Below are 13,611 nucleotides of genomic sequence, written 5' to 3'. Positions count from 1 at the left end.
GATGATCGGTAAATCGTCGTCAGCCCTGGGGCCCTCTGTGTCCGCGCCGATACATTCATGACACGCATGCAACACGCCGGCACGTTAATCTGCGCCGCCGCACCCGGTTATTCCGGCGCTTCACGGCCCACCGGCCGAAGCTTATGCTCTAACCACGCCTCGCCGCCTCTCTGCGGCTGGCAGTCAACCTGGCAGATGATGCACCCATGCAGAACACCCCTGTTGCAAATTCTGGCGACCCACAAGTACTCGACGACGATAAGCGTTGGAGCACCCACGCACTGATCGTCGATGACGACGTACCGATCCGAGAACTGCTGATCGACTACCTGGCCCGCTTCAGCATTCGCGCCATCGGCGTGACCGATGGCGCGGCCATGCGCCAGGCGCTGCAGGCCGGGCATTTCGATGTGGTCGTCCTGGACCTGATGTTGCCGGGCGAGGACGGCTTGCAGCTGTGCCGCTGGCTGCGGGCCGAATCGGACATTCCGATCCTGATGCTGACTGCCCGCTGCGAACCCACCGATCGCATCATCGGCCTGGAACTGGGTGCCGACGACTACATGGCCAAGCCCTTCGAACCCAGGGAGTTGGTGGCGCGAATCCAGACCATCCTGCGCCGCGTGCGTGATGATCGCACCGAGCAGCGCGCCAATATCCGCTTCGACAACTGGCGGCTCAACAGCGTACTGCGCCAACTGATTTCCGCCGACGGGCTGGTGGTGCCGCTATCCAACGCCGAGTTCCGGCTGCTATGGGTGTTCATCGAGCGTCCGCACCGAGTGCTCAGCCGTGAACAACTGCTGGACGCGGCCCGCGGTCGTTCGATCGAAGCCTTTGATCGCAGTATCGACCTGCTGGTCTCGCGCTTGCGTCAAAAGCTGGGTGACGACCCGAAGGCCCCGCAGTTGATCAAGACCGTACGCGGTGAAGGCTACCTGTTCGACGCGCGAGCCATCAGTTGATGCGCATGCGCCTGGACACCCTGTTCGGCCGGCTGTTCGGCGTGCTTTTGCTGGCGATCGTCCTGGCGCACCTGCTGGCTTTTGCCTGGTTTTTCTACTACGGCCCGCCACCGCCTCCGGGACCACCGCCCGAGTCTTCCCGGCCAATCGAAGGCGGCCAAGGCTCGGCGCCACCAACCGATCGTCCTTTGCGCCCGCGGTTCGGCGGTCCCGTGGTGCCGCTGACATTTCAGTTTGTGTTCCTGATCGTAGCCGCCTGGTACGGCGCCAAGCTGTTGACCCGGCCGATCCAGCGCCTGAGCGAGGCCGCCGAACGATTAAGCGAGAACCTCGACAGCCAGCCATTGGATGCAAGCGGCCCCAGGGAGGCACGCCAGGCGGCCCATACGTTCAACTTGATGCAGCAGCGGATCCGTGAGCAGGTACAACAGCGCTCGCGGATGCTCGGCGCGGTCTCCCACGATTTGCGAACGCCGCTGTCACGGCTAAAGTTGCGCCTGGAACAGATTGACGACCCCAAGCTGCAAAACCAGATGCGCCAGGACCTGGACGACATGATCGGCATGCTCGACGCCACGCTTTCCTACTTGCATGAACAACGCACCAGCGAAGCGTTGCAATGGATGGATGTGCAAGCCTTGGCGGAATCACTGAGCGAGAATGCCCAGGATCAGGGTGCCGATGTCCAGGTCAGTGGTGCCTGCGCCCCGCTGCTGGTGCAACCCATGGCGCTGCGCTCGTGCATCAACAACCTCATCGACAATGCCTTGCGCTACGCCGGTCATGCCTCGATCGTCCTGGAAGACCAGCGCCACCAATTGCTGATCCGAGTGATCGATCACGGCCCCGGCATCGCCGCAGACAAACGCGAAGCTGTGTTCGAGCCGTTCTTTCGCCTGGAAGGCTCGCGCAACCGCAACTCCGGCGGCGTAGGCCTGGGCATGACCATCGCCCGGGAAGCCGCCGAACGTCTGGGTGGGCAATTGAGCCTGGAGGAAACTCCCGGGGGCGGATTGACGGCGGTGATCGGCCTGCCCCGTCGTTGATTTGAGGCAATCGAAAATCCGCGGCGGTAGCGTTACCGCGCGTGGCTCTTGCTCCAATCCGTCAGCAAGCTGTACGCCACCGCCAACAGCGTCGGACCGATGAACAGGCCGATGAAACCAAAGGCGATCAACCCGCCGAAAACCCCCAGCAGCACGATGACCAGCGGCAGGTTTCCGCCGCGGCTGATCAGGTAAGGCTTGAGCACGTTATCCACGCCGCTGATGATGAAGGTGCCCCAGATACCGAGGAACACCGCCATCCCGTATTCGCCCTTCCACGCCAGCCACGCCGTGGCGGGGATCCAGACCAGCGGCGGGCCCATGGGAATCAGGCTGAGCAGGAAAGTGACAATACCAAGCACCAGTGCTCCCGGCACGCCCGCGATCAGGAAACCGATCAGCGCGAGCACGGCCTGGGCCGCCGCGGTACCGATCACGCCGTTGACCACCCGCTGCACCGTACCGGCCACCAGGTCGACGTAGTACCCGGCACGGTCACCAATCAACCGCTCCAGCAAGCCTTGGACAAAGGCCGCCAGGCGCGGGCCGTCACGGTAGAAAAAGAACACGAACACGATGCTCAACGTCAGTTCGAGAATACCGCCGCCTACTTGCGCGCTGCGGGCCAGCAACCAATTGCCGACCCTTCCGAGGTACGGCTTGATGGACACCATCATCGCCGCGCCCTGTTGGTCGATGCTGTCCCAGAGCGTCACCAGCCGCCCACCTACCAGCGGCACACCAGCCAGCCATTCCGGCGCTGCGGGCAGGCCGTCGACCTGGACATCCCTGATGAACGCCGTGGCATCGCGCACATGATCGGCCAGGTTGAATCCCAGCCACACCAGCGGCACCGCCACCAGTAACATCCAGCCGACCGTCAGCAACGCCGCGGCGAGGGATTCACGCCCGTTGACCCAGCGGGTCAGCAAGCGCATCAGCGGCCAGCTGGCGAAAGCCAGCACGGCGCCCCAGAACAGCGCCGACCAGAATGGCGCCATCACCCAGAGGCTTGCGCCGAACAACACCAACAGCAGGATCTGCACCAATAGCCGATCGTTATTGAGCATGAAAGGTCTCGAAAAATTAACGGGGCCGGTCAACGGCGTGGGGTGCATCCCTGAAACAGCTTATCGCAACAGTTCAAGGTGCAGACCCTTCGCCTCATCGCTGGCCGTCTCCATGCGCGCGGCCCGCACACCCTGGCCAATGAGGGCCTGGCGCCACACCTCGGCCTGCGGGCCGGCGATGCTGACCCGAAGGCCGGTGTCCAGGTTCAGCGCCCGGGAGAGCAAGCGCAGCCAGGCGTCGTCCGGCTCGCCGGCAAGACGCGGCAGATCCAGCACGCCGGTGTCCTTGAGCTGGCGCAGCAACGTCGCAGATGTCGGCAGCAGATCCCCCAGGGGAGCGTTCGCTTCGAACTGTTCGACGTGCAGGTAGGCCTTGCGGTTGCCGCGGGTGATGGCATACAGCGCGATCAGCGTGTTGTCCGCCGGCGGCGCCAGGCGCAACAGCAGATAGGCCTGGCCGCTGTCGGCACCATAGAGCTTGGCATTGCCAAACACCTGGTTGGCCCACAGGCTGCTCTCACCGCAATCACGCGCCTGGCACCAGAAAAGCAGCTCGGCGTCCTGCTTCTGCAGTGCTTCGCGAGCAGCGGTAAAAGCCTGGGTGGCGGTGTGCTCCGGCGGTAATTCATAGGTGACCGACGTGACGTTGCCGCGGGCGTCGACCTGCCCATCGAAGCGCAGCTGGCCGCTGATCCTGCGGATCGAGCCCATCGGGTAGATACGCTCAAGGTCGCTGGTTTGCTTGTAATCGACGATTTGCGCGTCGGGCATCCGCGGCACGCGCGCCAGGTCCTGGCTGCCGGGCACATCGGCGGCCAGGGCGGCCGGACCGAAAGCGGCCAGCGCCAGCAGGGCGAATGAATACATGGATAGTTTCATCGGATCGACTGTGCCTGGACCCGCGCGACGCGAAGGCGTCTTTTAATGCTGATGCGCAGCAAGGCGAATGTACGGTTTTCTGTCATGGTTGGCTCCCTTTCCACCCGCCAAGCCTCGACAGTTGCCCGGCGCAAGTCAAGAAACGCTGAAGAACCGATTGAAACAGTCTGCTACAAGAGCCGCACCGACCTCATCGTTCAGGTGCAAATGATGACCGCCAGGCAACCGCTCATGACTGAAGGGTAGACGTTCCAGCAACTCCGGATGCTGGGCCAGCATGCCGTCAGCTGCCACCACCAGGTGCGCTGGACAGGCGACTCGGGCCACGAACGCCATGGCCTGTTCATCGGTCAGGCGCAGTGGCGATGGCAAGGTCAGGCGGTTGTCGGTGCGCCAGGTATAGCCGCCCGACACTGGCATCAGACCGCGCTGGGCGAGCAACTCGGCGGCCTCGCGACTGACCGCCACCAGCCCTTTCATGCGCGCTTCGATGGCTCGGTCGAGGGTTGTGTAGACCGGTTTGCGCTTTTCCTGCAAATCCAGCTGCGCCTGCAGGGCCATGCCCAGCCGCTCCGCCGCATTGTCGCCCTTGGCTGTAGGCGGAATCACGCCGTCGATCAGGCCCAGGTGCGTGATCCGCTCCGGCAGGGAGCCGGCCAGCACCAGCGAAACGATGGCGCCCATGGAGTGCCCCAACAGCGCGAAACGTTTCAAGCCCAATCGCTCGGCCACTTGCAGCACATCATGGGCGTAGTCCCACAGGGCGTAGCCGGCCCCGGGCGGGCGGTGTCCGGAATGACCGTGGCCGGCCATGTCCAGGGCAATCACCCGCACACCCTCCAGCCGTGGGGCGAGCCGGGCGAAGCTGTTGGCGTTGTCCAGCCAGCCATGCAGCGCGATCACCGGCCGGCCATCCTCCGGTCCGAACAGGTGGGCGGCGAGTTCGATATGGGGCAAGCTCAGGCGAACCTCTTCGACGGCGTTCATGCGTCAGGCCCTTGCCAGCGCTGGAGCAGGTCCTTGAGCAGGTTGGCCGTGTCCTGGGGATATTCGAGGGGAAACATGTGGCCACCGGGCATGGTCAGGGATTCACCCTGCGGCATGCGCCCCACCACACGCGTGTGATGACGCATCACCACGCGACTCTGCCGGCCCCGTACTACCGCCAGCGGAACCTGGAGTGTTCCAGCCCTCGCGGGGCGGGTATGGGGCACGCCACGGTAGATGCTGATCTCCGTGGCCGGGTCGAAGCGCAGCCGCAACCGGTCACCGACAGGTTGCAAGCCATGTTGCAGATAAGCTTCAAAGCATTCCGGGTCGAAACCGCGAAACAGCGTTTTGCCGGCAAAATAGGCCCGCGCCGACGCCAGGTCGCTGAATTCCTCGCGCCGTCCCAGGGTCCGCCCGGCCGGGGTCAGGCGATCAATGAACCCCATGCGCTTGGCGGCCAGGATCAGCCATCGGTCGGCGCGGGTCAGCACCGGGGAATCGAGCATGACCACGCCGCGATACAACCGAGGGCAACGCAACGCCGCATGCAAGTGCAACACACCGCCCAGGGAATGGCCGACGCCCCACACCGGTTCCGGTTGCTGCTCCAGGTGATGAATTAGCTCGTCCACCAGGTTGTTCCAGTTGTCGTCCACCGGAAACCGTGGGTCGTGACCGTGCAGTTCGAGGTGCGCGACCTCATATTGCGGCGCCAGCGCGGCGAACAGCTTGCCGTAGGTAGCCGAGGGGAAACCATTGGCGTGGGCGAAAAACACCTGTTGCGACATGTTGGCCGATCCGTTGCGAGAACTGCCACCGATTGTCCGCAGAACCCGATAGCCCGGCAATGACCGTAACTGACAGGAATGATGACAGTCGGGGTTGGGATATGGCACTGCAAGCCGAGTGAGCAGCGAAACCTGTGGCGAGGGGATTTATCCCCGCCGGGGTGCGAAGCGCCCGCAGGTTTGCCGACTCGATTAGCCTGGTACACCGAGTTGCCTGATTTTGGGGCTGCTTCGCATCCCAGCGGGGATAAATCCCCTCACCACAAAAGCCTGCTCCAGCGTCGCGGGCAATCAACGCGCCGGCGGCTGCTCGCCCAGCGGCACCACCGCCATGGTCAGGCGCGATACACAGTTGACCTTGCCATCATCATTGACCAGGCGAATATCCCAGACCTGCGTGGTGCGGCCCAGGTGAACCACGCGAGCCGTCGCGGTGACCCGCCCGCTGCGCACACCGCGCAGGTGGTTGGCGTTGATTTCCAGGCCGACGCAATAGAACTTGCTGGTGTCCACGCACAGGTAGGCGGCCATGGACCCGACCGTTTCGGCCAGCACCACCGAAGCGCCGCCGTGCAGCAACCCGAACGGTTGGTGGGTGCGGTGATCGACCACCATGCTCGCGGTCAGGGATTCTTCATCGAAGGATTCGAAACGGATGTCCAGCACTTCGCTGATGGTATTTTTACCGGCGGCGTTCAGTTGTTCGATGTTGGGGGTGGTGCGCCAAAGACTCATCGTGCCCTTCCTTCGTGATTTTTTTGTTTTGCCCGCCCGGAAGCGGTTTCTCAGGGATGCCTGAGGCTCTTGAGTTTCATCGAGCCGGCCAGCGGCAGGTCGCCTTCCAGCTCTGCCAGACCGGCCGTTTGCACCTGTTCAGGTTGCTGCAGGTGGCCGTGCTGCAACAAGCCCAACAGGCTGCCCACCAGCGGGTTGTGGCTGACCAGCAGTACGTCGTCCTGGTCCTCCAGATGTTTCAACACATCGGCCGGCCGGGTCTCCGGGGTGAGCCAGTCGACCGTGATCAACTCTGGCTCGAACCCCAGGGCTTCACGCACCAGTTGCGCGGTCTGCTGGGCACGCACGTAGGGACTGGCATAAATGGCCCGCAACGGCTCAGCCATCAACTGCCCGGCGCTGCGCAGCACCTCTTCGCGGCCATGGACCGTCAATACCCGCTCAGGGTCCGGACGAGCCCCGTGCGGCTCTGCTTCACCGTGACGCAATACCCACAGTTTCATAGTTTCGGCTCCTCGTCACGGACCGGGTGCGGCGCTGGCGCCACGGTGTGAGGCGCTTCGCCTTCCGGTGTCCGCGGGGTCGGCCAGTCAGCGAAGGGCCAGGGTTTCTGGTCGCTGTGGAAAGTGCCGAAGCGGCCGATCTGCGCGAGGAACTGGCTCAGGCTGTCGCCAAAATTCATCAGGCTGGCGCTGGGTGCGCCGTAGATCAGTCGATAAACCAATTGCACCAGCACCACGGCGCCGAGGATGAATTGCGCCACCTGCCAGACCAGCAGATAGATCACCATCCACAGCACACGCAGCAGGATGGATTCGTATTGGGGCTGCCCTTTCGGATCGTTCATGGTTCGCTCCTGCTTGCGGTCGATACGGAATCAGTTGAAACCGCTGGTGGAAATGAAATCGACATCGGTCTTCGGTTCGCCACGCATCAACAGTTCGATGACCTGCTCCAGCGTGCGCCCTTCAAACAGAATGGCGTGCAGTCCCGCGACCAGCGGCATATACACCCCGGTCTCCTGGGACTTGGCCTTGAGGACCTTGAGGGTATTGACCCCTTCGGCCACTTCGCCCAGGCGCGACACGGCCTCGTCCAGGCTCAGGCCCTGGCCAAGGGCGAAGCCGACCTGGTAGTTGCGACTCTTGGGCGAAGAGCAGGTGACAATCAGGTCGCCCACCCCGGCCAGCCCGAGGAATGTCATCGGGTTGGCACCCTGGCTGACGGCAAAACGGGTCATCTCCGCCAGCGCCCGGGTGATCAGCATGCTCTTGGTGTTTTCGCCCATGCCCAGCGCGACCGCCATGCCGGCGATGATCGCGTAGACGTTCTTCAGCGCCCCGCCCAGCTCCACGCCGAAACGATCGGCGCTGGCATAGACCCGGAAGGTTCGGCCATGAAGGGCGGCCTGGACCCGCTGGCAAAGCTCCTCGTCTTCACTGGCGACCACGGTGGCGGTCAGCGCATGCTCGGCGATTTCCCGCGCCAGGTTCGGCCCGGAAATCACGCCGATGCGCGCCTTGGGGGCGATTTCCTCAAGAATCTCGCTCATCAGCTTGAAGGTCTGCGCCTCGATGCCTTTGGTCAGGCTCACCAGCAACTTGCCGCTCAGGCGTTCGGCGTGGGACGCCAGCACCGAGCGCAGGGCGCTGGAAGGCAAGGCAACGAAAAACAGATCGCTGCCCTCGAGCGTGGCCTGCAAATCGGTGACCGGCTCCACTTCAGGGCGAACCTTGATGCCTTTGAGGTAACGCGGATTCTCCCGGTTGAGCCGGATGGCCTCGGCCTGCTCCGGGTCACGCATCCACTGGCGCACCGCGTGGCCGTTCTCCGCCAGCAGGTTAGCCACGGCGGTGCCGAAACTCCCGCCTCCCAGGACCGCGATCGGGCGCTGTTCAGTCATATGCAATCCGCTCTTCCATACCAAGTGGCAATGCCCGGCATTATACGGAGCAGCCGAACCGCGACCAGCCCCGTCAGCAATTACCGATGGCAGTAGCAAGCTGACAATCAATTGCGAGGAAAATGCTGCCAACGTGAATGGAAAAGTCGCACGGCTCGGTTAACATGCCCGCCATCCCTCCTTCAATCAAAGGCTGTGCCGTGTTCGTTGGCCCTTCCCGTCCAGGTTCATCACTGCTGTTGGCGCTGGTCATCAGCCCCTCCGTGGTGGCCGATGATCTGTTCGTGGACCACCAGCCCCTGCCCCAGGTACTTACCGCCACGCGCCTGAAACAGTCGCCGGCGGCGGTGCCGGGCAGCATGACCGTGCTTGACAGCGAGTTGATCAAGGCCAGCGGTGCCCGGGACATCAGCGAACTGTTGCGCCTGGTGCCGGGCATGATGGTCGGCAACCTCAGCGGCAACCAGGCCACGGTGAACTACCACGGCACCAACGCCAGCGAAGCGCGACGCATGCAAGTGCTGATCGACGGCCGCTCGGTGTACCGCGCCGGCCTCGCCACGGTGGACTGGAGTGACATTCCGGTCGCCATGGAAGACATCGACCGGATCGAAGTCTTCCGCGGCCCCAACACCGTCAGCTACGGCGCCAACGCGCTGATGGCAGTCGTCAATATCATCACCCGCGCCCCGGCGGGTAGCCACGGCACCCGCTTGAAAATGACCCGGGGCCAGCGTGGCATCAGCGACTGGTACGCCAGCCAGGGCAGCGGTTGGGAAAATGGCGATATGCGCCTGTCCTTGTCCGGCCAGGAAGACGACGGTTTCGACAGTGACCGCAACGGCGCGGACTACCGCGACAGTCGGCGCCTGAATCGCATCAACCTTTCCGTCAGCCAGGCCCTGGACGAATGGCAGAGCATCGATTGGCAACTGAGCGCCAAAGAGGGCAGCAACCAGCGGCCCTATACCTATCGCCCGGTTTTCGCCGGGATAACCGCGGCCGGGGACAACTCCGATGTCATCGCCAAGGACTACGCCGGTTCGTTGCGCTGGAACCTCGACCTGGACCCCAACCACAGTCTCTACGTACAGGGCTCGATCCAGCATTGGGATCGCCAGCAGACCTGGCGCGCCTGCGATGCCGAGGTGTCCTTCAGCCCGCAATTGACCGACCTCTGGCAGCTCAACCCGAATTACGCCGAGAAGCTGGCGCGCAATATTCCAAGCTTCCTTGGCACAGGGGCACCTGCCGGCACGGCCCAGGAGCAGGCGCTGGCCAACCAGGTGATCGATCAATGGCGCAACGGTGCCTCGCGAACCCTGTGCGGCGACATCGACCAGAGCGCCCGGGAGTCACGTTACGACCTGGAAATCCAGGACACCCTGAGCCTGTCCGATAGCCTGCGCCTGGTCACCGGGGCGAATTATCGCTACGACCGGGCCGACTCCGAGACGTACTTCAACGGCACGCTGGACGACACCACCTGGCGTCTGTTCGGCCAACTCGAATGGCGCGCCAGCGAGCATTGGCTGCTGCAGGGTGGGGCGATGTTCGAGGACACCCGCCTGACCGGCAGCTCACTGACCCCGCGAGTCGCGGTCAATTACCTGATCAACCCGCGACACGGGCTTCGGGCGGTGTACTCCGAAGCGGTGCGCTCGCCAGACATGTTCGAGAACAACGTCAACTGGAGCTACCAGGTCACCAACCTGCGGCCCGCCGCGTTCGGCCAGGACAGCGCGCGCTATTTCGTCCGCACGCGCGGCCCGGGGAACCTCGAGCAGGAGCACATGCGCTCGCGAGAGCTGGGCTACAACGGTTATTTCATGGACCTGGGCCTGACGGTGGATGTGAAGCTGTTCCATGACGAAATCACCGGCATGATCAGCGAACCGCTGCGCAACAACCAGTACATCGCCAGCAATGCCAACGACTCGCAGTTCGACGGTGCCGAGACCCAGCTCGACTGGCGCCTGACCAGCGCCGATCGCCTGCGCCTGACCTATGCCTACGTCGATGCCCAGGCCAGCAATCCTCTCGACGAACAACTGACCGCCCGCAACAGCGGCTCGGCGGGATGGCTGCACGACTGGGGCCAGGGCTGGAACAGCGCGGTTTTCTATTACGGGGCCGACGATCTCAATGGCTACCGCTACGAGCGGGTCGATACCCGCGTCGCCAAGCGGATCCCCCTGGGCAAGGCCAGCCTGGAGCTGGCGGGTATCGTGCAGCAGCGCCTCGATAACCAGCCGACCACATTCGCCGACAATCGCTACGACGCCCGTCACGTCCTGTATTTCAGCGCGGAGCTGTCGTTCTAGATGTCTGCGGACCAACCGCGCAAGACGCCCCTCCGCGGCCGCCTGCCGCTACTCCTGTGCCTGGCGTTTGTCAGTCTGCTGACGACCCTCGATGCCCGGGCCGCCGAGATTCTCTTGACCGGCGCCCAGGATAGCCCCGGCGTGCAATCGTTCACCCAGGCCCTGCAAGCCCGACGCCCGCAAGACAACGTGCGGTTCGCGCCATTGGCCAGCCTGCCGTCGCCGGACCGTCTGCCCGGCGATGTGCGCCTGGTCCTGCTTGATCCGCCAAGCCTCGACTGGCGCCTGCAAAAAAACCACGGCCCGGCCACGCTGGTCCTGCGCATCAGTCGCTTGCAGGCATACGAACGCCTGGGCGAGGCAACGCCTGAGCGTCTGAGCCTGCTGTGGAGCGATCCGCCCATGGCGCGGCAACTGCAACTGATCCGCAGGGTGCTGCCGCAAGTGCGGCGGGTCGGCGTGCTGTTCGACCGGCACAGCGAATTCCTGCTCAAGGACATCCAGCAGGCAGCCAGGCCGCTGGGCCTGGAAATCGTCAGCGAACGCTGGGACGACAGCAGCGACAACCGTCCCTTGCAGAACCTGCTGGGCCGCAGCGACGTACTGCTGGGCCTCGATGACCCCGACCTCTACAACCCCAAGACCGTGAAAAACCTGCTGCTCAGTAGCTACGCCCGGCAACGCGCGCTGATCGGGCCAAGCGCCGCGTTTGTCAGGGCCGGCAGCCTGGCCAGCACCTACAGCGACCAGGACGACTGGCTGGCGATCCTCGACGAATTGCTCGACCGTCCCACCGCCAGCTGGCCGCGCACGCTGTATCCGGTCCGTTTCAAAGTCATGAGTAACCAGCAGGTCGCCCGCTCGCTGGGCATTGAACCGATTGATGCCGAAGCCGTCGCTGCGCAGTTGGCAGAAGGAGAACACCGCCCATGACCTTGCGTCGACGTTGGGATATCAATACCCGCACCCAGCTCATTGCCCTCGGCCCGGCATTGTTGCTGACCGTGCTGTTGATCAGCTTCTTTACCTTCGTGCGAATCCAGGACTTGCGCCAGGAGCTCAACCACACCGGGCAACTGATCGCCAACCAACTGGCTCCGGCTGCGGAATACGGGGTGATTTCCGGCAACAACGAGGTGCTGGAAAGTTTGCTCACCGCCACCCTGGCCACTCCTCATGTGCGCTTCCTGGAAGTCCAGGACCGCACGGAGCGGATCCTCGTGTACGTCGAGCAACCGGCGCAGACGCGCAACCACTCGCGGCAGGTGGAGGTGTTCCAGGCTCCGGTTCGCCTGCAACGCATTGCGCTGAACAATGACTTCCTGCAAGGCACCAGCCCGTCCACCGAGGCGCCCGGCGAAGACTACCTGGGCCGCGTGATCGTCGGCATGTCCAGTGATGCCTTCAGCGAGCGCCAGCAGGAGATCCTGCTCAAGGCCGCGATCCTGGCGTTGTTCGCCCTGCTCTTTACCTTCCTGGTGGCGCGCCGACTGGCCGCCAGCCTGTCACAGCCGATCCGCGACATCGGCAATGCGGTCAAGGCGATCCAGCAAGGCGACTACAGCACCCCTTTGCCGATCGTCGACGACGGCGAACTGGGCGCTCTGTCGCGGCACATCAACAATCTGGCCGACGGCCTCGAGCAGGCCAGCCGCGAACAGCAGCAAGCCATGGCGCAGTTGATCCAGACCCGCGAGGAAGCGGAAAAGGCCAACAGCGCCAAATCGGAATTCCTGGCCATGATGAGCCATGAACTGCGCACGCCCATGAATGGCGTCCTGGGCATGTTGCAGTTGCTGGAAACCACCCAGATGACCGACGAGCAGCACGAGTACACCGCGCTGGCTTCGGAATCCACCGAGCACCTGCTGAAGGTGATCAACGACATTCTCGACTTCTCGCGCATCGAACGTTCGGCCCTGGAACTTGAACATATCGCTTTCAACCTGGCGGAACTGGTCGGCAGCTGCGCCCAGTCGTTCCAGCACAGCGCCGCGCAACGCAAGCTGGGCCTGGACCTGCTGATCCCCGACGACATGCGGGCCCTGCAAGTGCAAGGCGACCCGACGCGGATCCGCCAGATCCTGGTCAACCTGATCGGCAACGCACTGAAGTTCACCGACCAGGGGCGCGTCACCGTGCAATGCCAGTGGCAGGCGCTGGATCACGAACTGCTGTGGTTCACCTGCACGGTACGCGACAGTGGGATCGGCATCCCGGCCGACAGCCTGGAGCGCATGTTCGATGCGTTCCAGCAGGCCGACAGTTCGATTTCCCGGCGCTATGGCGGCACGGGCCTGGGCCTGCCGATCGCGCGCACCCTGGCCGAACGCATGGGCGGCACACTGCGGGCCCAGAGCGTGGAAGGCCAAGGTTCGGTGTTCACCCTGGAAATCCCGCTCGCGCTGTCCCGGCAGTCCCCACCGACCCTGGCCCCGCGCGCGCCCGGTGGCGGCAATGATGGCGAGGGCCGCAACGTCTTGCTGGTGGAAGACAATCCGGTCAACCAGACCGTGATCGAAGCCATGCTGCGCAGCCTGGGCTTCACGGTCAGCGTCGCCACCGATGGCGCCCAGGCCGTGCGCAGCGCCGAAAGCCTGATTTTCGAAGTGATCCTGATGGACTGCCGGCTTCCGGTGATCGACGGCTACGAAGCCACGCGACAGATCCGTCAGTTGCCAGGCTGCGCCGAGGTGCCCATCATCGCCCTGACGGCCAACGCGTTGCAGGGCGACCGTGAAGCCTGCCTGGCCGCAGGCATGAACGATTACCTGGCCAAGCCATTCAAAAGAATTGACCTGCAGCAGATTTTGCAGCGCTGGGTACGTTGATCCGGGGCCCCGGACCATCTGTGACTGGCGTGAAAGGCGAAAGTGCGGCAGTCTTAAGCACCCGGACAAGTCTCGATCGG

The 13,611-nt window shown here is 63.8% G+C and carries 13 protein-coding genes; 5 read left to right on the top strand and 8 right to left on the bottom strand.

Features of this window, described 5'->3' with window-relative positions; all coding sequences use genetic code 11:
• Positions 1-206 precede the first annotated feature (206 nt).
• Complete coding sequence (locus J3P86_RS07725; RefSeq protein WP_434625207.1) at positions 207-965, top strand: response regulator; 759 nt, start codon at positions 207-209, stop codon at positions 963-965.
• Positions 965-2,011: a sensor histidine kinase gene (locus J3P86_RS07720; RefSeq protein WP_434625209.1), complete on the top strand. Its 1,047-nt coding sequence runs from the start codon at positions 965-967 to the stop codon at positions 2,009-2,011. Before J3P86_RS07725 ends, J3P86_RS07720 begins: the two co-directional genes overlap by 1 nt.
• Before the next feature lie 32 nt (positions 2,012-2,043).
• Here the strand turns inward: J3P86_RS07720 and J3P86_RS07715 are convergent, their stop codons facing one another.
• The 8 genes from J3P86_RS07715 to J3P86_RS07680 form a co-directional block, all read right to left on the bottom strand.
• Positions 2,044-3,081: an AI-2E family transporter gene (locus J3P86_RS07715; protein WP_434603211.1), complete on the bottom strand. Its 1,038-nt coding sequence runs from the start codon at positions 3,079-3,081 to the stop codon at positions 2,044-2,046.
• 60 nt (positions 3,082-3,141) lie between these two features.
• Entirely contained in the window at positions 3,142-3,948 is an 807-nt protein-coding gene (locus tag J3P86_RS07710) for a DUF4892 domain-containing protein (RefSeq protein ID WP_434699831.1), read from the bottom strand.
• 147 nt (positions 3,949-4,095) lie between these two features.
• Positions 4,096-4,947, bottom strand: coding sequence for an alpha/beta hydrolase (locus J3P86_RS07705; RefSeq protein ID WP_434699829.1), 852 nt, complete (start codon positions 4,945-4,947; stop codon positions 4,096-4,098).
• Positions 4,944-5,738: an alpha/beta fold hydrolase gene (locus J3P86_RS07700; protein WP_434569392.1), complete on the bottom strand. Its 795-nt coding sequence runs from the start codon at positions 5,736-5,738 to the stop codon at positions 4,944-4,946. Before J3P86_RS07700 ends, J3P86_RS07705 begins: the two co-directional genes overlap by 4 nt.
• Before the next feature lie 291 nt (positions 5,739-6,029).
• Positions 6,030-6,473 (bottom strand): hotdog fold thioesterase, encoded by a 444-nt coding sequence (locus J3P86_RS07695; protein ID WP_434699827.1) that lies wholly within the window; start codon positions 6,471-6,473, stop codon positions 6,030-6,032.
• A 50-nt stretch (positions 6,474-6,523) separates the two neighbouring features.
• On the bottom strand, positions 6,524-6,976 hold the full coding sequence (gene sixA / locus J3P86_RS07690; protein ID WP_434569394.1) for a phosphohistidine phosphatase SixA: 453 nt from the start codon (positions 6,974-6,976) through the stop codon (positions 6,524-6,526).
• Positions 6,973-7,320, bottom strand: a complete 348-nt coding sequence (locus J3P86_RS07685; protein WP_434569395.1) for a DUF4389 domain-containing protein — start codon at positions 7,318-7,320, stop codon at positions 6,973-6,975. The genes sixA and J3P86_RS07685 overlap by 4 nt, the downstream gene beginning before the upstream one ends.
• Positions 7,321-7,350: 30 nt before the next feature.
• Positions 7,351-8,376 (bottom strand): NAD(P)H-dependent glycerol-3-phosphate dehydrogenase, encoded by a 1,026-nt coding sequence (locus tag J3P86_RS07680; protein ID WP_434625219.1) that lies wholly within the window; start codon positions 8,374-8,376, stop codon positions 7,351-7,353.
• A gap of 164 nt (positions 8,377-8,540) precedes the next feature.
• Between J3P86_RS07680 and J3P86_RS07675 the strand changes: the two genes are divergently transcribed.
• Genes J3P86_RS07675 through J3P86_RS07665 form a run of 3 tightly spaced genes read left to right on the top strand, consistent with a single transcriptional unit; the run spans position 8,541 to position 13,531 of the window.
• The gene (locus J3P86_RS07675; protein WP_434699826.1) at positions 8,541-10,700 is read left to right on the top strand and encodes a TonB-dependent receptor plug domain-containing protein; all 2,160 of its coding nucleotides are present in this window, start codon (positions 8,541-8,543) and stop codon (positions 10,698-10,700) included.
• Positions 10,701-11,633, top strand: a complete 933-nt coding sequence (locus J3P86_RS07670) for an ABC transporter substrate-binding protein (protein WP_305496092.1) — start codon at positions 10,701-10,703, stop codon at positions 11,631-11,633.
• A complete protein-coding gene (locus tag J3P86_RS07665) occupies positions 11,630-13,531 on the top strand; it encodes an ATP-binding protein (protein WP_434569399.1) in 1,902 nt (633 codons plus the stop codon). Before J3P86_RS07670 ends, J3P86_RS07665 begins: the two co-directional genes overlap by 4 nt.
• Positions 13,532-13,611 lie beyond the last annotated feature (80 nt).

Source organism: Pseudomonas sp. D1-1, assembly GCF_051132225.1.
Classification (GTDB): Bacteria; Pseudomonadota; Gammaproteobacteria; order Pseudomonadales; family Pseudomonadaceae; genus Aquipseudomonas.
This window is presented reverse-complemented; position numbering and strand designations above follow the sequence as displayed.

Coding starts and splice junctions, on each gene's coding strand:
- J3P86_RS07725 (WP_434625207.1), top strand. CDS start 207: ATGCAGAACACCCCTGTTGCAAATTCTGGCGACCCACAAGTACTCGAC.
- J3P86_RS07720 (WP_434625209.1), top strand. CDS start 965: ATGCGCATGCGCCTGGACACCCTGTTCGGCCGGCTGTTCGGCGTGCTT.
- J3P86_RS07715 (WP_434603211.1), bottom strand. CDS start 3,081: ATGCTCAATAACGATCGGCTATTGGTGCAGATCCTGCTGTTGGTGTTG.
- J3P86_RS07710 (WP_434699831.1), bottom strand. CDS start 3,948: ATGTATTCATTCGCCCTGCTGGCGCTGGCCGCTTTCGGTCCGGCCGCC.
- J3P86_RS07705 (WP_434699829.1), bottom strand. CDS start 4,947: ATGAACGCCGTCGAAGAGGTTCGCCTGAGCTTGCCCCATATCGAACTC.
- J3P86_RS07700 (WP_434569392.1), bottom strand. CDS start 5,738: ATGTCGCAACAGGTGTTTTTCGCCCACGCCAATGGTTTCCCCTCGGCT.
- J3P86_RS07695 (WP_434699827.1), bottom strand. CDS start 6,473: ATGAGTCTTTGGCGCACCACCCCCAACATCGAACAACTGAACGCCGCC.
- sixA (WP_434569394.1), bottom strand. CDS start 6,976: ATGAAACTGTGGGTATTGCGTCACGGTGAAGCAGAGCCGCACGGGGCT.
- J3P86_RS07685 (WP_434569395.1), bottom strand. CDS start 7,320: ATGAACGATCCGAAAGGGCAGCCCCAATACGAATCCATCCTGCTGCGT.
- J3P86_RS07680 (WP_434625219.1), bottom strand. CDS start 8,376: ATGACTGAACAGCGCCCGATCGCGGTCCTGGGAGGCGGGAGTTTCGGC.
- J3P86_RS07675 (WP_434699826.1), top strand. CDS start 8,541: ATGCCCGCCATCCCTCCTTCAATCAAAGGCTGTGCCGTGTTCGTTGGC.
- J3P86_RS07670 (WP_305496092.1), top strand. CDS start 10,701: ATGTCTGCGGACCAACCGCGCAAGACGCCCCTCCGCGGCCGCCTGCCG.
- J3P86_RS07665 (WP_434569399.1), top strand. CDS start 11,630: ATGACCTTGCGTCGACGTTGGGATATCAATACCCGCACCCAGCTCATT.